This window comes from Paraplanobispora takensis (genome assembly GCF_016863195.1).
Taxonomy (GTDB): Bacteria; Actinomycetota; Actinomycetes; order Streptosporangiales; family Streptosporangiaceae; genus Planobispora; species Planobispora takensis.
On record NZ_BOOK01000066.1, the window covers coordinates 1 to 18,149 of the forward strand.

The 18,149-nt window shown below is 69.8% G+C and carries 20 protein-coding genes and 2 pseudogenes; 12 read left to right on the top strand and 10 right to left on the bottom strand.

Features of this window, described 5'->3' with window-relative positions:
- Positions 1-11: 11 nt before the first annotated feature.
- The 3 genes and pseudogenes from Pta02_RS36160 to Pta02_RS41640 all read right to left on the bottom strand — a co-directional run.
- Positions 12-1,697: an ABC transporter permease gene (locus Pta02_RS36160; RefSeq protein WP_203879525.1), complete on the bottom strand. Its 1,686-nt coding sequence runs from the start codon at positions 1,695-1,697 to the stop codon at positions 12-14.
- A complete protein-coding gene (locus tag Pta02_RS41635) occupies positions 1,694-2,110 on the bottom strand; it encodes a hypothetical protein (RefSeq protein WP_239131507.1) in 417 nt (138 codons plus the stop codon). Before Pta02_RS41635 ends, Pta02_RS36160 begins: the two co-directional genes overlap by 4 nt.
- 148 nt (positions 2,111-2,258) lie before the next feature.
- A pseudogene (locus Pta02_RS41640) lies at positions 2,259-2,672 on the bottom strand (ATP-binding cassette domain-containing protein); the annotation flags it as partial.
- A 147-nt stretch (positions 2,673-2,819) separates the two neighbouring features.
- Between Pta02_RS41640 and Pta02_RS36170 the strand changes: the two are divergent.
- Positions 2,820-3,131 (top strand): MMPL family transporter, encoded by a 312-nt coding sequence (locus Pta02_RS36170; RefSeq protein WP_373872434.1) that lies wholly within the window; start codon positions 2,820-2,822, stop codon positions 3,129-3,131.
- Between the two features lie 280 nt (positions 3,132-3,411).
- Here Pta02_RS36170 and Pta02_RS36180 read toward each other — a convergent pair whose 3' ends face one another.
- Together Pta02_RS36180 and Pta02_RS36185 are read right to left on the bottom strand one after the other, a co-directional pair.
- A complete protein-coding gene (locus tag Pta02_RS36180; RefSeq protein ID WP_239131506.1) occupies positions 3,412-4,806 on the bottom strand; it encodes a sensor histidine kinase in 1,395 nt (464 codons plus the stop codon).
- Between the two features lie 5 nt (positions 4,807-4,811).
- Entirely contained in the window at positions 4,812-5,480 is a 669-nt protein-coding gene (locus Pta02_RS36185; protein WP_239131501.1) for a response regulator transcription factor, read from the bottom strand.
- 75 nt (positions 5,481-5,555) lie between these two features.
- Between Pta02_RS36185 and Pta02_RS36190 the strand changes: the two genes are divergently transcribed.
- Positions 5,556-7,703 (top strand): MMPL family transporter, encoded by a 2,148-nt coding sequence (locus Pta02_RS36190; RefSeq protein ID WP_203879529.1) that lies wholly within the window; start codon positions 5,556-5,558, stop codon positions 7,701-7,703.
- Between the two features lie 40 nt (positions 7,704-7,743).
- Here the strand turns inward: Pta02_RS36190 and Pta02_RS36195 are convergent, their stop codons facing one another.
- Together Pta02_RS36195 and Pta02_RS36200 are read right to left on the bottom strand one after the other, a co-directional pair.
- Entirely contained in the window at positions 7,744-7,923 is a 180-nt protein-coding gene (locus Pta02_RS36195; protein WP_203879530.1) for a hypothetical protein, read from the bottom strand.
- 53 nt (positions 7,924-7,976) lie between these two features.
- Positions 7,977-8,294 (bottom strand): cyclophilin-like fold protein, encoded by a 318-nt coding sequence (locus Pta02_RS36200; RefSeq protein WP_239131502.1) that lies wholly within the window; start codon positions 8,292-8,294, stop codon positions 7,977-7,979.
- Positions 8,295-8,476: 182 nt separating this feature from the next.
- Here Pta02_RS36200 and Pta02_RS36205 point away from each other — a divergent pair.
- The 7 genes and pseudogenes from Pta02_RS36205 to Pta02_RS36235 form a co-directional block, all read left to right on the top strand.
- Positions 8,477-9,069, top strand: a pseudogene (locus Pta02_RS36205) (zinc-binding dehydrogenase); the annotation flags it as partial.
- 159 nt (positions 9,070-9,228) lie between these two features.
- Complete coding sequence (locus tag Pta02_RS36210; protein ID WP_203879531.1) at positions 9,229-9,630, top strand: GNAT family N-acetyltransferase; 402 nt, start codon at positions 9,229-9,231, stop codon at positions 9,628-9,630.
- A complete protein-coding gene (locus Pta02_RS36215; RefSeq protein WP_203879532.1) occupies positions 9,609-9,752 on the top strand; it encodes a GNAT family N-acetyltransferase in 144 nt (47 codons plus the stop codon). Before Pta02_RS36210 ends, Pta02_RS36215 begins: the two co-directional genes overlap by 22 nt.
- Positions 9,753-9,830: 78 nt before the next feature.
- Complete coding sequence (locus Pta02_RS36220) at positions 9,831-11,006, top strand: VOC family protein (RefSeq protein WP_203879533.1); 1,176 nt, start codon at positions 9,831-9,833, stop codon at positions 11,004-11,006.
- Between the two features lie 103 nt (positions 11,007-11,109).
- Positions 11,110-12,123: an SMP-30/gluconolactonase/LRE family protein gene (locus Pta02_RS36225; RefSeq protein WP_203879534.1), complete on the top strand. Its 1,014-nt coding sequence runs from the start codon at positions 11,110-11,112 to the stop codon at positions 12,121-12,123.
- A gap of 235 nt (positions 12,124-12,358) precedes the next feature.
- Positions 12,359-12,583 carry a hypothetical protein gene (locus tag Pta02_RS36230; RefSeq protein ID WP_203879535.1) on the top strand — a complete coding sequence of 75 codons (225 nt, stop codon included), beginning with the start codon at positions 12,359-12,361 and terminating at the stop codon, positions 12,581-12,583.
- A gap of 362 nt (positions 12,584-12,945) precedes the next feature.
- The gene (locus Pta02_RS36235; RefSeq protein ID WP_203879536.1) at positions 12,946-13,341 is read left to right on the top strand and encodes an STAS domain-containing protein; all 396 of its coding nucleotides are present in this window, start codon (positions 12,946-12,948) and stop codon (positions 13,339-13,341) included.
- A gap of 333 nt (positions 13,342-13,674) precedes the next feature.
- Here the strand turns inward: Pta02_RS36235 and Pta02_RS36240 are convergent, their stop codons facing one another.
- The gene (locus Pta02_RS36240) at positions 13,675-14,391 is read right to left on the bottom strand and encodes a DUF8817 family protein (protein ID WP_203879537.1); all 717 of its coding nucleotides are present in this window, start codon (positions 14,389-14,391) and stop codon (positions 13,675-13,677) included.
- A 9-nt stretch (positions 14,392-14,400) separates the two neighbouring features.
- Positions 14,401-14,961 (bottom strand): PadR family transcriptional regulator, encoded by a 561-nt coding sequence (locus Pta02_RS36245; protein ID WP_203879538.1) that lies wholly within the window; start codon positions 14,959-14,961, stop codon positions 14,401-14,403.
- A gap of 63 nt (positions 14,962-15,024) precedes the next feature.
- Between Pta02_RS36245 and Pta02_RS36250 the strand changes: the two genes are divergently transcribed.
- Complete coding sequence (locus tag Pta02_RS36250) at positions 15,025-15,597, top strand: hypothetical protein (RefSeq protein WP_203879539.1); 573 nt, start codon at positions 15,025-15,027, stop codon at positions 15,595-15,597.
- Positions 15,598-15,762: 165 nt separating this feature from the next.
- Here the strand turns inward: Pta02_RS36250 and Pta02_RS36255 are convergent, their stop codons facing one another.
- Positions 15,763-16,173 (bottom strand): DEAD/DEAH box helicase family protein, encoded by a 411-nt coding sequence (locus Pta02_RS36255; protein ID WP_203879540.1) that lies wholly within the window; start codon positions 16,171-16,173, stop codon positions 15,763-15,765.
- Positions 16,174-17,076: 903 nt separating this feature from the next.
- Between Pta02_RS36255 and Pta02_RS36260 the strand changes: the two genes are divergently transcribed.
- Entirely contained in the window at positions 17,077-17,718 is a 642-nt protein-coding gene (locus Pta02_RS36260; RefSeq protein WP_203879541.1) for a hypothetical protein, read from the top strand.
- A 190-nt stretch (positions 17,719-17,908) separates the two neighbouring features.
- The gene (locus Pta02_RS36265) at positions 17,909-18,145 is read left to right on the top strand and encodes a hypothetical protein (RefSeq protein WP_203879542.1); all 237 of its coding nucleotides are present in this window, start codon (positions 17,909-17,911) and stop codon (positions 18,143-18,145) included.
- The last annotated feature ends 4 nt before the right edge of the window (positions 18,146-18,149 follow it).

Below are 18,149 nucleotides of genomic sequence, written 5' to 3' on the forward strand. Positions count from 1 at the left end.
TGCCATCCTGGTCAGGCTGGCGCACCTCGCCTGAAGCGGCGACCGTTTACGAGAGCGAGGACCAGTGCCCCGGCCAGCGTCCAGGCGGCCACGACCGCCAGGTCCGTCCACGGCCAGGGACGGCCCGCCGGATCCAGCGCGGCCAGCAGCGCGTGCGAGAGGTGCTTGAGCGGGAAAAGGTCTCCGGCCGTCTCCAGTACGGCGGGCAGCGGTCCGCCGATGACGAACACGTCCGAGATGAAGGCCAGCGGCAGGAAGGTGCCCAGCGTGATCGCGTTCGCGGTCGGGGAGCGGGTGGTCAGAGTCGCCACCAGCGCTCCCAGGGCGGCGAAGCACGCCACTCCGAGCACTGCCGCCACGAGCATCACCGGGATCGCCGGCAGCGCGATCCGGACGTCGTAGCCGAGCACCGCCACCAGCGCCAGCACGACCGCGGTGGCCAGCGTGACCTGCAACGCGCAGGCGACCCAGCCGGTGGCATAGGCCCAGCGCGGCAGCGGCGTGCCGGCCAGCCGTTTGAGCACGCCCCGCTCCTTGTCGGTGGCGACGGCCTCGGCGAGGTCGACGTAGGCCGACACTCCGACCGCGTAGGTGATCATCGCGGCCAGCATGAACACCGGCAGTGGTACCCCCTCCACCTGCGACCCGCCGAAGACCAGCGAGATGATCACTAGGAGCAGGACCGGCAGCACCACCGTGAAGAACGCCGTGGAGGGGTCCCGGCGGAGCCGGAGCATGGCGTGTGCGCTCTGACCGCCGAGCAGCCGCCGTGGTGAGGGACGGTCCCCGGAGCGATGGGAACCGCCAGAGGCCCCGGACCCGGAGATCCCGGACCCGAAGGCCCCGGACCCGGAGACCCCGGACACCGTGCGGGCCGCCGGCTCCGCCTCCGCCGTTCCCGCCGCCGCGGCCCCGGCAGGCGGCCGCTCCCACCGGAAACGCCACACCGCCACGGCCGCGGCCCCGGCGGCCCAGAGCGCCAGCACCGCCAGGTGATCGCCGTGGAACCCCGGGCCCGGCAGGAAGGGGTTGAAATCATCGCGTACGGCCTCGCCGAAGTGCCGCAGCGGGAAGATCCAGCCGATGGTCTCCAGCCAGAGGGGCATCCGGGCGTCAGGCAGGATGATGTTGGAGATGAACGCCAGCGCCAGCAGCAGTCCGGTGCCGATCAGCTGCACCGTCGCCGCGTTGCGCACCAGCGCGACGACGGCGAAACCGAGCGCGGTGAAGCAGACCACACCCAGCAGCAGGGTGAGCAGCAGCGCCGGCAGCGTGCGCCCCACCACCTGCACGTCGTAGAAGAGCACTCCGGCGCCGAACAGCATGACGGCCGTCATCAGCGCGATCGCCAGGGACGTCCCGGCCAGCGCGGCCGTCACCGCCCAGGCGGGCACCGGGGTTCCGCGCATGCGCTTGAGCCAGCCGCGGTCGCGCAGGTCGACCAGGTGCATCGCCAGGGCGCCGAAGCATCCCTGGGCGATGCCGAACACGATCATGGCCGGGACGACGAACTGCATCACGCGCACACCGGTGGCGGGATCGACCGTCTCATTCCCCACTGCGGCGCCGACGATCACCATCATCAGCAGCGGCATCGCGATGGTGAAGATGGCCGCGATCGGCGTGCGCAGGAAGGAGACCGTCTCGTGCCAGGCCAGGCGGCTCACCAGCCGGACATCCGCGGCTCGGGTGTTCACGACCGCCTCCCGGGTGCGAGCTCGTCATCGGCGGCCGGTTCCCGACCGGCCGCCGATGACGGTCCGGGCTCGGGTGACGGTTCTGGCTGCTCGACGAGATCGAGGTAGACGTCCTCCAGGCTCGGCTGCGACAACCTCAGCGAGGTCAGCTCCACTCCCCGTTCCAGTGCCCATCCGGTCAGAGCGTGCATGTCGCGGGCGGCCTGCCTGGTCCGTACGCCCACCGCCTCGCCGTACTCCTCGATCTCGCCGGTGAGCGGCGGCAGGTCGGCCAGGACCGCTCCCTCGGGAAGCCGGAAGGACAATAAACTTCCCCGGCCACTCCCGCCGAGCGTGTCCGGCGCGCCGATGGCCACCAGGTGCCCCTCGCGCAGTACCGCGACCCGGTCGGCCAGGTGCTGGGCCTCGTCCATGTAGTGCGTGGTGAGCAGGATCGTGGTGCCCAGCGCGCAGGCCGTCGATCAGCTCCCAGGCACGGTGCCGGGCCGAGGGGTCGAAGCCGGTCGTCGGTTCATCCAAAAACAGCAGCTCGGGTCGGCCCACCAAGCCCAGCGCCAGATCCAGGCGGCGTTTCTGCCCACCGGACAGGGTGCGCACCCGGGCGTTCCGCTTGTCGGCCAGACCGACTTGGTCGATCACCTCGCCCGAGTCGCGGGAGCGGGGGTAAAAGACCGCATACAGCCGTACCAGTTCGGCGACGGTGAACTCCTCCTCGAACCCGGCCTCCTGCAGCACGATCCCGATGCGCTCGCGATAATCCCGCCCTCCGGTGGCCGGGTCGAACCCGAGCACCGAGACGGTGCCGCCGTCCCGGCTCCGGTGGCCCTCCAGGATCTCCACCGTGGTGGTCTTGCCGGCGCCGTTCGGGCCCAGCAGGGCGAACACCTCACCTTCGGCGACGGTGAAGCTCACCCCGTCCACCGCGCGCACCGGCCCGTAGTGCTTGCGCAGATCCTCGACGATTACCGCGGACATGGCGCCTCCTCCCCTCGGGGCCTTCCACGATCCACCGCCGCACCGGAATCGAGCAGAGCCGTAGGGCGTGGGTGCTGGGGACTTTGGACCCCTGTGCACCACTGGAATCGGCCAAGTGAGGGCGCGGCTCCTGGATCCGCGGTGCTCGTGGTCGCCGCCGCGGGCATCATGACCGCCGTCTTCGTCGGCTTCGCGCTCAGCCCATCGTCACTGGTCGGCTCGATCGCCCTGGGCCTGGCAATCGGCGTCGTCGTCGACGCCTTCATTGTCCGCATGATCTTGATGCCCGCCGCTTTGGCCCTGCTCGGCCAGGCTGCCAGGTGGATGCCCCGCCGGCTCGATCGGGTGCTGCCACGCCTCGACGCCGAAGGCGGCGACCTGCGCCGGGAAGCGGACGCAGCGCCCGACGGCCGGTCAGCGCAAGACGCCCAGATGCGGGAGATGACCCGCGTGCGATGACAGATACGGGTGTGTCCAGTCAGTGGCTCTGCCGCACCTGCTGATCATCTGCTCGACCACCGGATTGACGAGCATGAAGAGGCCAGGAACCAGCTCGGGGTCATCATCGGGACCGATTTCCCCGGGATGGACCGCGTTGTTGCCGACCACGCGAAGCACATCCATGGCCTGCTGCGTCTGCGGGTGCAGGCCGTCCTGCACCAGGCGGCCGATCTTGGTTCGGCGTTGGGCGGGGCACCGGCTCCGTGTTCCGGGACGTTACGAGGGAAGGCCCGAGTGGTCACCCACGCGGGAGTCGGAGCTCGAACACGCCGCCCGAGTCGGACGGCAGGGCGCGGACGTGCCCGTCATGGGCGGCGGCGACGGCCGCGACGATGGCGAGCCCGAGGCCGGTGCCGGAGCGGCGGGTGGGGTCGGCGCGGTAGAAGCGTTCGAAGGCGCGTGCCGCCTGCACAGCGCTCAGCCCGGGACCTTCGTCGCGCACCTCGACGACCGCGTCCCCGTCCTCCGCCCGGACGGTCACCGTCGCCGCCGTACCCGCAGGGGTGTGCGCGCGCACGTTGGCCAGCAGGTTGTCCAGGGCCTGGCGCAGGCGGGTGCGGTCGCCGCAGATGAGGACGGGTCCGGCCGCTCGGAGGGTCAAAGGACGGCCGAGGTCCACGGCCGCGGAGGCGGCGACGGCCTCGGCGGTGAGATCTGCCAGGTCGACCGGCTCGCGTTCGAGCGGGCGCCGCTCGTCGAGGTCGGCCAGCAGGAGGAGTTCGTGCACGAGTACGCCCATGTGCTCGGCCTCGGCCTCGATCCTGGCCATGGTCTTGGCCAGGTCATCGGGACGGCTCGCGGCGCCGCGGCGAAACAGCTCCGCATACCCCCGTATGGAGGCCACGGGCGTGCGCAGCTCGTGGGAGGCGTCGGCGATGAAGCGGCGCAGCCGTTCCTCCGAGGCGGTGCGCTCGCGGAAGGCGGCCTCGATCTGGCCGAGCATCGCGTTCAGCGCCAGCCCGAGCCTGCCCGGCTCGGTGTGCGGCTCGGCCGGCTCGACCCGCCTGGTGAGATCGCCGCCGCCGATGGCCTGGGCGGTCTCGGCGATGTCGTCGAGAGGGCGCAGCGCATGACGGATCGCGCGGAAGGCGGCGAGGGCGAGCACGCAGAGCGCGAGCAGAGTGATGGTCGCGAAGACGCCGGCCAGCCGCTTGGCGATGGCGTCGTACTCGGCCGTGCGGATGCCGCTGACCAGGATCCGGCCGTCAGGGAGCCAGGAATAGCGCAGCCACCACTGGTCCTCGCTCGCGAACGGGCCGCCCAGATCGGGGGCGGCGTCCTCGCGTACGTAGACGGTCCCGTCGGGGTCGGCGGGGGTCGGCCGGCGCGGCGAGGTGCCGCCGGCGTGCACCTCAGCGGGCAGAACAGTTCTGATCACGCTGCCGCGGGCGTCCCGTACCTCAAGGAAGGACGGGCTCGCCGCGGCGGAGAACAACCGGGCCGTCTCCTCATCCGGCCAGCGGCCCTCGGTGAGGAGCGGAGTGACGGCCGCGGCGAAGCGGTCGAGTCGGCCGCGGGCGCGTTCCGCGCCGGCGTCTCTTGTGATGCCCCAGGTCACCAGCGGCACCCCCACCAGCCCTGTGACGAGCAGGGCGAGCACGGTGAGGGTCAGGCGCGCCCGCAGCGACCGCATGCGGATCACGACCGCGGCAGGCGCAGCACGTAGCCGACGCGGGGGACGGTGTGAATGAGCGGCGGGTCGCTGATCTTCCTGCGCAGATAGCTCACATACGTGTGGAGGAGGCCCTCGCTGCCGCCGTCCCCGGACTCCCAGACATGGTCCAGGATCTGCTGCTTGGTGAGCACGCGTCCGGCGTTGGCCAGCAGGTAGCGCAGCAGCGTGTACTCCTTCAGGCTCAGCTCGATCAGCCGGCCGTCGCGGCGTACCTCGCGCAGGCCGTCGTCGATCTCCAGGCCGGCGTAGGAGAGCCGGTCGGCGGGCATGGTGCGGCGTAGGACGACGTGGGTCCGCGCGATCAGCTCCTCCAGACTGAACGGCTTGGTCAGGTAGTCGTCCCCGCCGGACCGCAGACCGGTGATCTTGTCCTCGGTGCGGCCCATCGCGGTCAGGAAGATGATCGGGAACCGATGCCCCAGCCGCCGCAGCCGCCGGCAGGTCTCCAGCCCGGAGCCGTCGGGCAGCCTGATGTCCAGGACGAGCAGGTCCGGCGCGTGTCCGGCCACCCGGGCGACCGCCTCGCTCCCCGATCCCACGGCCTCCGCTTCGAAGCCCTCGTAACGCATGGCCATGACCACGAGGTCGGCGAGATGGGGGTCGTCATCCACGACCAGGATGCGGGCGCTCACCCGGCCAGTCTGCCGTGGAGTCCTTAAGAATTTCTGTCACAGAGATACTGAAGGGCGCGCTGCTGCACTGGGCGCATGACTCATCAAGGTGACCGGTTCACCGTACGGCTCGGACGGTTCGTGCTGCGGCACAAGCTGGTGGTGGTGCTGGCCTGGCTGGCCGCCGCGGTGGCCGGGGTGTTCGCGACCGTCGGTGTGGGCGACCGGCTGACGGAGGACTTCGCCCAGCCCGGACAGCCCGGGTACGAGGCCAACCAGGCCATCCATCGGCTCTACGGGACCGGCGGCGACGATCCACCTCTTGTCGTCGTCGTCACCTTGCCGGCGGGCAGCACGGCGGCCGGGCAGCGCACGGAGATCGGCGAGCTGTTCGCGGCCGCCGCCTCGGCCATGGACGCGCGCGTCGTGTCCTACGCCGACACGGCGGACCCGCGATTCGTCGGCGACGGCGGGCGGACCACGTACGGGCTGGTGTTCACCGAACCCACCCGAGGCATGAACGCCGACTTGAGCCGGCCGCTCGACAAGGCGATGCGGCCGATGTTGATGGAGGGCGCGACGCTGCGCGTCACCGGGATGGAGGCCTTGGCCGATGCCGAGGCGAAGGGCCTCGACGTGCTCGCGGAGACGCTCATCGGCGGGCTGGGGGCGCTGATCGTGCTCGGATTCGTGTTCGGCTCGGTGCTTGCGCTGGTGCCCGTCCTGGTGGCGGCCGTGTCGATCCCCGTCACCTTCCTGGCGGTGTACGGCCTGACCGCCGTGACGGAGATACACACGATCGTGCAGTTCATCGTCTCCCTCGTCGGGCTGGGCGTGGCCATCGACTACTCGCTGCTGCTCATCACCCGCTGGCGGGAGGAGCGCGCGCTCGGGTACGAGGGCGAGGCGGCCGTCGAGCGCGCCATGGCGACGGCGGGCCGCTCCGTGGTGGTCAGCGGCGTCACCGTGGGCATCGGCCTGCTGGCCATGGTGGTCATCCCGGTGCCGTTCCTGCGCAGCGTCGGGTACGGCGGCATCCTGGTGCCGCTCGTCAGCGTGCTGGCCGTACTGACTCTTCTGCCGGTCCTGCTGGCCAAGGGCGGGCCGCGGCTCGACCGGCCCCGCCGCCGCCTCTCCGCCGGACCCGGCCGGTGGTCGGCCTGGGCACGGGGCGTGGTCCGCTTGCGCTGGGCCGGGCTGGTCGTGTCCGGCACGCTGCTCGCGGTGCTCGGCGGCGCGGCGTTCTCGCTTCAGCTCGGCCAGCCGGTGAGCGGCTCACTGCCCCGTACCGGCCCTGCCTACGAAGGGCTGTCCGAGCTGCGGCGGGCGGGCATTCCCGCCGGGGTACTCACCCCGCTCGACGTGATCCTCCCCCACGGCGCCGATCCCGCCGCGGAGGCGGCGCGCCTGGCGGAGCTGCCCGGCGTGCGCACGGCGGTGGCCCCGCAGGGCTGGCGGAGCGGCGCAACGTCCCTGATCACCGTCATCCCCACGGACGAGACGGGCACGGAGGCGGGCCGGGCCACGATCGCCCGGGTCCGCGCGGCCGTACCCGCAGGTGCCCAGGTCTCGGGCGAGGGGCCGCAGAGCATCGACTTCGTGACCGCGGTCTACGGCGGCTTCCCCGCCATGCTCGCGCTCATCTCCGTCCTGACGTTCCTGCTGCTCGTACGGGCTTTCCGCTCGCTGCTGCTGGCGGTCAAGGCGATCGTGCTCAACTTGCTCTCCCTCGGCGCCACCATGGGCGCGGTGGTGCTGGTCTGGCAGTACGGCTACGGCTCCGAGCCGGTCTGGGGGCTGGCCGGAACCGGCTCCATCGCCGAGTTCATCCCGGCCATGATCTTCGCGTTCCTGTACGGGCTGTCGATGGACTACGAGGTGTTCATCCTGGCCAGGATGCGTGAGGCCTACGACCGGACCGGTTCCACCGACGAGGCGGTCGTCGAGGGCCTGGGACGGACCGGGCGGCTGGTCACCAGCGCGGCACTGATTCTGTTCCTGGCGTTCGGGTCTCTGGCGGCGGCCCCGCAGCCGGAGATCAAGATGTTCGCGACGGGGCTGGGCCTGGGCGTGCTGCTGGACGCGACCGTGATCAGGGCGCTGCTGCTGCCGGCGTTCGTGGCGGTGATGGGCCGATGGAACTGGTGGCTGCCCGGCTGGCTGGCCTTGGTCGCACGGGTGCCCGCCGGTCGGCCTGAAGACAGGCAGACCTCTGAACGGTGCCTTTGTCACTGCTGTCAGTGATTCTTCGTTATTGGGATGGCCCGCGATATCAGGAGCCGGGTCAGTCCTCGGGGCCGCTGACCTGCATGAAGGCCATCAGCCGGGTGGCCGGACGGCGGTCCGGGGCACAGCGGGCGCGGTCGTGGGCGCGGGTGGTGAGTGGGTCGGCATAGCCCATGGCGTCCCGTACATCCCGCTCGATCCGGTTCTCCTCGTGCGCGGTGTAGCAGGCGTACAGCAAGCCGTCGTGGACGGAGATGCGGAGGAGCCCGCCTTCGCCCAGTGGCCGCAGGGTCAGCGGGCCAGGGTCACGGTGACGTCGCCGCCTTGCAGCTCGGTGAGCCGTTCCAGGGTGGCCTGGTAGTCGCCCAGGTGAACGACCTGGTCGGAGTGGCCGATGCCGGCGGCGTTGTAGATGAGGTCGCCGTCTTCGGGATCTGATCCGGGTGATCCTTCGGTGTCGGGCTTGCGCGGCAGGTAGCCGATCTTCTCCCTGCCGCCAGGCCGGCGGCTGTGGGGCCGGGCCGGTTGACGGCCAGAAGGAGCCGCCGACCGGGAAAGGGGGTCGAGGTTGTCCCCCCGACAAGCGCGACCTCCCGTCCGAGCGAACAAGCCGGTTAGCCGGCTTGTTCGCTCGGACAGCGGCCACGGCCGATCAGGCAAAGGTCGGCCCTGCGGACGCTCCGTCTTCTGTGTGGACGCAGATGGCCGTGCCCGGGCAAGGAAACAGAGCCGGTGACGGAGACGCGCAGGTCGCGCTCCGACCAGACCTCAACACTACGAAGGAGATCCCCATGCGTGGCGTCGTCCTGCATGCCCCCGGTGACGTCCGTGTCGAGCAGCGACCGGACCCGGTGATCATCGAGCCGACCGACGCGATCATCCGCGTGACCGCGGCCTGCGTGTGCGGCTCGGACCTGTGGCCCTACCGCTCCCACTCGCCGACGGCACCCTCGTGGCCACGCCGGGCATCCCCGAACCCGACCTGGTGCCGAGCCTGCTGGCCGCCTCCGACGTGCTCGGCACCGGCTGGTTCGCCGCCCTCGCCGCCCAGGCCGGACCCGGCAAGACCGTCACCGTCGTCGGCGACGGAGCCGTCGGGCTGTGCTCGATCCTGGCCGCCCGTCAGTTCGGCGCCGAACGCATCATCGCGATGAGCCGCCACGAGCCACGCCAGAACCTGGCCCTGCGGTTCGGCGCCACCGACATCCTCACCGAACGCGGCGACGAGGCGGTGGCCCGCGTCAAGGAACTCACCGGCGGTCTCGGCGCGCACAGCGTCATCGAGGCGGTCGGCACCCAGGAGTCGATGACGCAGGCTCTGCGCTCCACCCGCCCCGGCGGGCACATGGGCTTCGTGATCGGTGTCGCCCTACCGGTCGACGGCGGCTACGTCGCCCGCTGACCACCCGCTCGGCCCCGCTCGGCCGCTGCGGGAGCGCACCATCGTGCACATCATGCTCGGCACCGGGCCGCGCCACGCCGAGATCGCCGGCGACATCGGTGACAGGCCGGCGGCGCCGACGTTCTGCATAGCATCTCGATCATGACGATCGAGCTGCGCGCCGTTGCAGAAGACGACCTGCCCTTCCTCGGCCGGCTGACCGACGACCCCGACGGGGCGGGCGTCCACCAGTGGTACGGCTGGCACGACCCCCACCGGCACCGCCGGCGCTGGGAGGAGAACGGGCTGCTGGGAGCGGACGGCGGGGTTCTCCTGGTCGTCCGGGGAAGCGAGCGGGCCGGCTTCGTCTCATGGAGCAAGGCGATCATCACGAGAGCCGGTCACTGCTGGGAGATCGGGCTGATCCTGGCCCCGGAGTTCCGGGGCCGGGGCTATGGACGCAGGCGCAACAGCTCCTGGTGCGGTATCTGTTCGACCATTCGACGGTGCACCGCATCCAGGCCGGAACCGAGGTCACCAACGTGGCCGAACAGCGGGCGCTGAAGAAGGCGGGATTCACCCGCGAGGGTGTCCTGCGCGGCGCCGGCTTCCGCGCGGGCGAATGGCACGACGGCGTGCTGTACAGCTTCCTGCGCTCCGATCTTCCCGATCCGCAACACCCCTGATCTGGAACGCGCCTGCAATGCCTGGGCCGGGGACACGATCACTACACGGACGGGGAACTGGGCTCTACAGTGTCGGGCATGACAGAGATCGGAGCGGATTGGCGGGTGGTCGATGGCGTTGCGACGGCATGGTTCAACGCGCCTTCGCTGACTGAGGGGGCTGCGCTGGCCGGGCACATCGTGGAGCTGTCGGCCGAGATCGTGGTCGACCTGCGCGCGACGGGCCTGCGGGTGCGCCTCGACTCAGACGAGCACGCCGAGGCGGTCTCGGCGGCCGCGCGGGATCTGGAGTTGGCCGCGAACCCTGCCGTGCTGCAGCGCCTGAGCCTCGTGTTCGAATCCGCGACCCCCCCTGTGGTGAGGCGGTTCTGGCAGCGCGTGCTCGACTACGCGCCTGGGGAGGACGGCGGTTTGGCGGATCCGTTACGGCGCGACCCCGCGATACGGATCCGGCAGTCGACCGAGCCACGGCCGCTGCGAAACCGTATTCACCTCGACGTGGTGCGGCCGGCCGCAGCGGTCGGGCAGGCGAGTCTTGGTGAGGCATCGGGACCGTTCGGGTTCTGTCACACCGACCCCGACGGCAACGAGGTCGACCTGGTGCCGGGCGCGGTGCTCAGCGAGAGGACCGGGACAGCCGACTGGCAGGCGGTGTTCGGCGCGATGGCGTGCTACCGCATCACCTCCCCGAGGCAGCAGCGTGACCTGGCCGCCGCAGCAGCGGCGCTGGCTGACGACACGGGCTTCCCGCTGCTGGTCGACCTGCGCCCCGGGCTCGTGATCATCGACAGTGGTAAGGACCAGTGGGAGGAGCACGCCCACGGCCTCAAACTCGACTTCACCGACCTCGCCGAAAACCTCCAGACCGCTGCGCGCGAACTCGGGGCCACTGCGGATCCGGGGCTGCCGCGTTTTGCCCAGCTCTTCCTCGACGCCGCCGACGTCGCCGCGATCCGCGCATTCTGGGCTGCCGCACTCGGATACACCCACGACCAGCGAGCCGGGGTCAGCGACATTTACGATCCGCGGCGGCTGGACCCGGTGCTGGTGTTCCAAGAGCTCGACGCTTCGGAGACGGAGCGACGCCAGCAGCGCAACCGCATCCATTTCGAGCTCGCGGTGCCGTCGGATCTCGCGCAGACACGCCTCGCCACGATCGTCGCAGCCGGTGGCCGGCTCCTTGAGGAGTCGGAGGATCGCTGGCGGGTCGCCGACCCCGAAGGCAACGAAATGGTGATCGTCAGTGGGGCATGAGCTCGCGTTCGAGTCGGCTACATCACCTCCAAACAGGAGTGGATGAGCCAACTGCGGTCGCGTGCGTTCGTCTACGACCGCATCAGACCTGAAAGAGGCCTCGGTGCGCGCGTACGGGGACACGACCGTCCTGGTGGGCAAGGCCGCCTTCACGGTCAGCGGAGGCAGCGTCTTCAGGCTGGTCTACACCGAGGTGTATGTCAGAAGGGACAGCCATAGGATGGCGTCCGTGGCGATCATTTCCGCGTACACGCTGCCCGGTGAGAACGTCATGCCGGAAGGCATCGCCTACAGCTCCGATCACGGCTTCTACGCCGGGAGCAGCACCGACGGCACGATCTTCCGCGGCTGTCTCGACGATGAGCTGGCCCAGGTGTGGCAGCCGCCCGGAAAAGACGCCCGCACCTGCGTTCTGGGCCTGGCTGTGCACCGAGATCAATGGCTGGTCGCGTGCGGCGGTCAGACGGGTCACCTGTTCGTCTACAACATGGCCGAGGCCGCCTTGCTCGCCCGGCGCACGGTTCCGGCGACGAGCACCTTGCTCAACGACGTGTGGACCGTGGGCGAGGCCGCATTCGTCACCGACTCGGCCCGCCCGGTGCTGTGGCGGCTCCCTCTGGGCGCCACGCCTCAGGACATCGGCGAACCACAGATCTTCGCCGATCTGTCCGGCGCCGGAGCCGGCGCCTTCCTCAACGGGATCACCGCCACCGCCGACGGGACGGCGCTGCTGGTCGCCGCGCAGGGCACCGGCACGTTGTGGCGAGTGGAGACGGCTTCCGGCGCGGTCGAGCAGGTGCGGCTACCGGAGGGTTACCGCTTTGGCGCGGATGGGCTTTTACTGCTTGACGATCATCTGCTTGCCGGCGTGGTCAACCAGACCCGTCGGGACACGCTCGTCTTCTCCCTGGCCGTCGTGGCCTTGGACGCCGCCGCCCGAACGGCCGTTCCGGCAGGCACGTGGGACGATTCCCGCTTCGACACCCCGACGACGATCACCCTCGCGCAACAACGGCTGCTCGTGGTCAACTCCCAGCTCACCCGGGCCGAACCGGCCGCCCCCTTCCACGTCATCTCCATGGACCTTCCGCCGGTGCCATCAAGCCCGTCCCTGTGACGTGCAGCGGACGCATCACCCAGCGATCTCGGCGTTGATGGCCGCGATCCGGCACGACCGGGCCACCGGCCGGCCCGGCACCCAGCGACTCCTCACGCGTCCCGGACGATGGGAGTTGACAGCCTGATGGGCTCGTTACGTTTCGGCAGCACGGATCTGGGCCAGACCGAGGAGTTCCTCAGCATGGCCTGCACGAAGATGCGTCTGGGGGCACGCCGAGCAGACCAGGGCCCAGGTGCGGCGGGAGACCGCCGGGTCGCTGTACGTCGAGGAGCCCGCCTTCGACCTCGACCTGGCCCATGACGCGCAACCGCCGATGGGCATGGCGTGCCTGCGCAGCGTGCGCACCGGGGGCAGCGTGCGCCGCTACGCCGAGGGAACGGAAGGCGCCTTCGGTGCCGGAGACGTGCTCATGTACGCCCCGCACGACCCGGCCACCGGCTGGAGCAGGTTCAGCTGACCGGGGATCTGCCCGTCTCACCAGCGGCCGCCCGGCAGCTGCGCAGCCTCATAAACCCACCTGCGTGATCACGTCCTGACCGGCACGGCCGTGCAGGACTCTCCCCTGACGATCTCCGTTGCCTCACAGCTGGCCGCGGCCATCGCCCTCAACGTCTTTCCCAACACGCGCTGTTCGTGCCGACCTGGTGTCGGCACCCGTTCGTAGAACCAGAGTGAATGGGAAGCCCGAAGCGCAGCCCTGTCTCTCTTCGGCCCTCCCCATCCCGGGATGAGCTTTTCCCGCGGATGCGCGGTACCGTGGCGGCGGCCGATCCCTGGTATGAAAGACCACATGCAGGCCCTGTCCCCCGCGTGCTGCCCATGATGAGCACTCTGTTCGGCCCCGAGCGCCGCCAGCCTCTGACCGTTGCCGTGAGCGAGCACGCCGGCGTGCTGGTGGCACGGGTAAGCGGTGATGTCGATCAAAGTACGGCGCCGCTGCTGCGCCGGCACCTGCACCCGCTCTGGGGCTGCTCGGGCGTGCGTGCGCTGGTGCTGGATATGGGCGAGGTGTCCTTCATCGACTCCACCGGGGTGGGCGAGCTCATCGCGGTGCTGCGGCGCTGCGAAGAGCTCGCCATGGCCCTGGCGCTCAGCGGGGTTCACGGCATCGTGGCCCGGGTACTGACGATCACCGGATTGACCCGGGCCTTCGACATCCACCCCACCACCGAGAACGCGCTGCAGGCCTGGGTGGCCGATGCGGACACGGCATAGCCCGGCTCCACTGGAGCCGGGGAAGAATGTCCGGTCCCACAGGCAAGATCGAATAGGCTCTGGAACGCGCCTTCCTGTCACAGGGTGTTTGCACCCACCCGTGCAACGCGGCTCACCCTGCATGATCGCCTCTCGCCGGCCGTGTTTCACAGGCGGTCACCTGTGAAACACGGCCTGCCCGAACACGGGCCCGCCGAGCTGAGCACAGACCCCGACCTACGGTGCAGTCCTCAAGGAGGACATGCGCTACCCCGGCGGCATCATGACCCGCGTGCGGACCACATGCGCGCGCAGCCGCCCCGCTCGGCGGCCCCGCGCAAGCGCCGTACCCGGTCAGAGACCTAGCGCGGCCTCGAGGTCGTCGATGGCCGCCAAGGGCTGGGCGAACTGCTCGCGTTCTGCCTCGGTCAGGGTGAGGGCGCGCGCCCGGGCCAGGGCGTGTCCGGCGGCGGCGTGGTCCTCGGCGCGGACGGCGAGCTCGGCCCGGTAGACCAGCACCTCCAGCAGCTCGGCCGCCGACGCGGTGTCCTTGTCCCGCTCCAGGGCGCCGTCCAGGATCTCGGCGGCCCGCTCGTGCCTGCCGTGGGAGTCGCCCATCACGACCGCCCGGTTCAGCGAGGTGGTGAGCCTGCTCGTGGCCTCCTCCTCCGGCAGGGGGCGGGCGGCCATGAAGCGGATCCAGTTGCCGCCGGGGTCGATGACGGCGAAGCCGGAGTGGTTGCCGTCGTTCTTCCGCCTGCGCGGCCGGGTCATCCGGGGGATGCCGGAGACCAGGAGCTTGCCGTGCGCCGCGCGCATGCCCGCGGCGAACGCCTCGAACAGCTCTCCGGTGTCCGGCACGACGATCACGCAGGTCCCGTAGGAGTCTTCGGGCTTGAACGCCTCCGGCATGCCGAAGAAACCCAGCTGGAGATCCTCGCGCTTGAGCAACACGTACGGGTTCGGCCGGACCTGGTAGTAGATCCGGCGGAAACCGAGCATCGCGTAGAAGTCGACCATCTCGTCGATGGAGCGGCAGGGAAGCAGCGGTATGGCGATCTCGTTGGCCATCGGGGACTCCTATTCGCCGGCCATGGTGAACGCGCCCTCTTCCAGGCGGCGGATCATCCGGTCGGTCCACTGGGCGCCGGCGTCGGCGGTGCTCAGCCACAGGGACAGCACCTCACCCACCGGTCCCCAGGTCGCCAGATCCGTGCCCTCGGGCAGGTAAGCGGTGATGCTCGCGCGCCACTCGCGCATGGCGCGGGCCCGCTCGCGCAGCAACTCCAGGGCCCGCTCCCGGGGAAGGTCCTCGATGAGGCCGATGGCGGCGCCCAGCACGTCCAGGCTCGGCTCGCGGTCGGCCAGCGCCCGACCCAGCAGGTCGAGGTACTCCCGCTCGCCCTGCCGGGTCAGCTCGTACTCGATCCGCGGCGGCCCCCCGGCCTCGGAGGCGACCGTCTCGTGCGTCACCAGCAGGCCCTGACCGGCCATGCTCTTGAGCGCGTGATAGACCGAGCCCGAGGTGGCGGTCGACCACTCGTGCGCGCCCCACGACTCCAGGTCCGCGCGGACCTGGTAGCCGTGGGCACGCCCGCGTCTGCGCAGCGCGCCCAGGACCAGCAGCCGTACCGGCTTCATCGAACCCTCCGTGCTTCGCTAGCCAAATTTGGCTAGCTGTTATCGGGAGCTTACCGCACCGACGTGGAGAAAATCGGCGTAGCGGCCGCCGCGGCGTACCAACTCCTCGTGATCACCCTCCTCGACGACCCGGTCACCGTCCAGGAAGGCGAGGCGGTCGGCGCACGGGACCGTCCGCATCCGGTGGGCCACCATCGGTATGCCGTCGCCCGTTCCTCCATGGCGGGTTCCGTTGGTGATCGATGTGCTGTGGCCTACCTGCGCATGCCCTACCGACCCGACCCAGGCGATGACGGCGACGCCGACGAGCGCCTGCTGTTCGCCGGACTGCGCGAGGTACGCCACACCATCATCCGCATCATCACCTCCCACCTACGCGACGACGCCGCGGTGTCCTGGCAGGGCTACGACTTCGACTTCACTGGAGTCGTCTTTGACGGCGCAGACTTCACCCATACGGTGTTCTCCGGCAGCACAGTAAGCTTCGGTGACGCCCGGCGTTGGTCGCATCCTCCGCTGCTGCCGGATCCGCTGCCGGCCGGGGTACTGCCGCCCAGACGAGAGCCGTATCGGGTGGAAACCGGGCCGGTAGACACGGTGAAGCCCGAGGAGCCGGCAGGCGCGGAAACGGAGTGACAGGCGTCTCGGCATTTCTTCATGAGACGATCGTGGTCCTGGTTCTCCGACCGGAAATGAGGCGGCCCACGGCCGTACGGCACGAACCATGATGAGGACCGCCATCGGCGTCGGAATGGAGCCCCTGGCCTTCATCTGTGACCCGCGCCAGATGGGCCTTGCTGCTCAGCAGGGGCAGGGGTTGGCTTTGAACGGGCTGAATTTCCGGACGACTCGCCGACCGGAGTCCGGTATCCACGAGCCGCCTGCCCGGAAGATGTGACCCCGTGGCGCAGGCTTCACCGTGGTGCCGACGGTGCGCACCTTCCGGGGACCGCTCAGCACGCTGTTGGCCGCGATTACTCTGCATTTCTTGGGAGAGCTGCACTGCTGCACAAAGATGGTGGCCCATTTGAAATGGCCGCGACCGATCTGGGCATACCCCTGCACGCGATCGTTCACCACGGAGATGCAGATCTTCACGTGGCCGGAGCGAGTGCATTTGTCGCTGGGCGCCGCCTGGGCCGGACTGCTCGGCCACAGCAGTAGTGGCGCTGTGGCCAACGCCACCAGCGAGGTACATCGAGCGGTTTTCATGTGCCCTCCTTCGGTTCCGATCCGCGTTCGCGGTCTCCGGGTTTTCGTGGCTTCCAGCAGAGCACCGTGCGGGAGGGGCGGGCCAGTGGTGAATCATCCCGGGATGAGGGCGGGACAGGTGGGATGACTGCCGCAATAAGCTACATACAGCCCCGCAATGCCGCCTTGCCCGGTTTGCTGACTGCTGCTGCTATCCCAAATCCATGGGGAATCCAGACCAGCCGGATCCGACCGCCGGAGCGACAGCCCGTCAGTCATTCAAAGCTGAGCTCATCAGGCTGAAACGGGGATCACCGCAGACCTATGAGAGCCTTGCGGAAATCACCTATCTCAGTGACTCCTCTGTTCACCGCTATTTCACCGGTGAAACACTGCCCTCCTCCGCGGACGTGGTCCGGAAGCTCGCCGTTGCGCTGGGCGGTGGCCCTGATGGCCTTGTCAGTCGCCACATGGCGGCGAAAGGCGGGCGGGGGGATCCGGAGAGACAAACCGTCGGCCTGCCTCCGGGCGCAGGCCCTGCCGACGGCCGCGGGATATGAGGTTCATTTCAATGCTCTGTCGGCGGACCGGGCATGCGGGCGATCTCCTGGAAGCGTTCCGGAGCACGATAGTCTTCACACTTCGGCCAGCCGGATAACTTCGTGGGCACACTGCTGTTATAGCTGGCGGCGCCTTTTGTGTTTTTGATGTTTCTGTGTGATTTTTAACAGATCGATTTCCTTTACTTTGTAGATTCGTTTGTGGACGAAGGCACGCCCAGGGCGAGATCTCCACCGAGGAGTACCAGGAGCGGCTCGCCAACCTCGGCACCGGCTGACAGCCATCACCGGAGGCGGAAGCCCGAGTCCGCGCCAAGGCGGCCCGCCGTTATCGGGTCTCCCCCGAGCCGGGATGGGCGGCCGCGTGGATGGCCGTGTGCAGGGCGGTGAGCAGGCAGGCGAAATCCGCATCCCGTACGTCTTGAGGATGACGGGCAAAGCGCCCGGCTGCCTCGCTGGCCACAAGCGGAGCGTCCAGCTGCCTGCCGTACGGGAGCACCTGGGCAGGCTGGGGCGTGAGCTTGGGTGGCACGGCGCGCTGTCGGCCGACGTCATCCTCGGCTCCGACGGACCGGTGTTCATCGACCTCAACCCGCGGCTGGTCGAGCCGATGAACGCGCTGTTGTCCGGAGTGGACCTGCTGACCCCCATGCTCGATCTCGCGCGCGGCCGTACCCCCGCCCCGCAGCCGCCGGGAAAGCCCGGTGTGGCCAGCCATCAGCTGCTGCTGGCCGTTTTGGGCGCGGCTCAGCATTCCGGTCGGCGCCGGGCGGTACTGGGTGAACTGGCCGCCGCCGCTGTGCGCCGGCGCGGCTACGCCGGCAGCAGGGAAGAGCCGATGGCGGGCGTCGATGCCCGCAGCATGCTGCTGTTCGCCCTCGCCGCGGGCGCCACCCTCGCGCGCCCGGCGCTGTGGCGGTGGTTCGCCTCGGGCAGCGTGGCCGCCTACGCCCTCAGCCCGCACGGCTGGCGGCGCATCGTGCAGCATGCGCCCGCCGCGCCATGACCGTTCCCCACGCGGCGTTACCGGCGAGCGCTCCAACCGGCACCGAGTGCGCCGCGTATGGAGCCGCATCGGCTGGTTTTCCGCAGCTCGCAACCCGAGAACCTCCCCGTCGCGGGGAGAGGCCGGAAAATTTTCCGGATCGCTGTAACAATCCGTCGGCGCGGCCCCTCTTATCTGACGAACCGACACGATGAGAGAAGCGGGAACCACGATGAGCGGCGGCTTCACCGTCACCACCGACTACTACGACACCGACAACGACGGTGTGACCGATGCCCAGCTCATCGATGCCGACGGTGACCACGTGGCCGACGAGGAGCGCTACGACGTCAACGGCGACGGTGTGACCGACGTGGTCTACCTCGACCTCAACGGCGACGGCGTCTCCGACTACACCGAGTACGCCGGTCCCTTCCCCACCGCCTGACCCC

Coding starts and splice junctions, on each gene's coding strand:
- Pta02_RS41635 (WP_239131507.1), bottom strand. CDS start 2,110: ATGGACGAGGCCCAGCACCTGGCCGACCGGGTCGCGGTACTGCGCGAG.
- Pta02_RS36180 (WP_239131506.1), bottom strand. CDS start 4,806: ATGCGGTCGCTGCGGGCGCGCCTGACCCTCACCGTGCTCGCCCTGCTC.
- Pta02_RS36190 (WP_203879529.1), top strand. CDS start 5,556: ATGACTCATCAAGGTGACCGGTTCACCGTACGGCTCGGACGGTTCGTG.
- Pta02_RS36210 (WP_203879531.1), top strand. CDS start 9,229: ATGACGATCGAGCTGCGCGCCGTTGCAGAAGACGACCTGCCCTTCCTC.
- Pta02_RS36220 (WP_203879533.1), top strand. CDS start 9,831: ATGACAGAGATCGGAGCGGATTGGCGGGTGGTCGATGGCGTTGCGACG.
- Pta02_RS36235 (WP_203879536.1), top strand. CDS start 12,946: ATGATGAGCACTCTGTTCGGCCCCGAGCGCCGCCAGCCTCTGACCGTT.
- Pta02_RS36240 (WP_203879537.1), bottom strand. CDS start 14,391: ATGGCCAACGAGATCGCCATACCGCTGCTTCCCTGCCGCTCCATCGAC.
- Pta02_RS36245 (WP_203879538.1), bottom strand. CDS start 14,961: ATGAAGCCGGTACGGCTGCTGGTCCTGGGCGCGCTGCGCAGACGCGGG.
- Pta02_RS36255 (WP_203879540.1), bottom strand. CDS start 16,173: ATGAAAACCGCTCGATGTACCTCGCTGGTGGCGTTGGCCACAGCGCCA.
- Pta02_RS36265 (WP_203879542.1), top strand. CDS start 17,909: ATGAGAGAAGCGGGAACCACGATGAGCGGCGGCTTCACCGTCACCACC.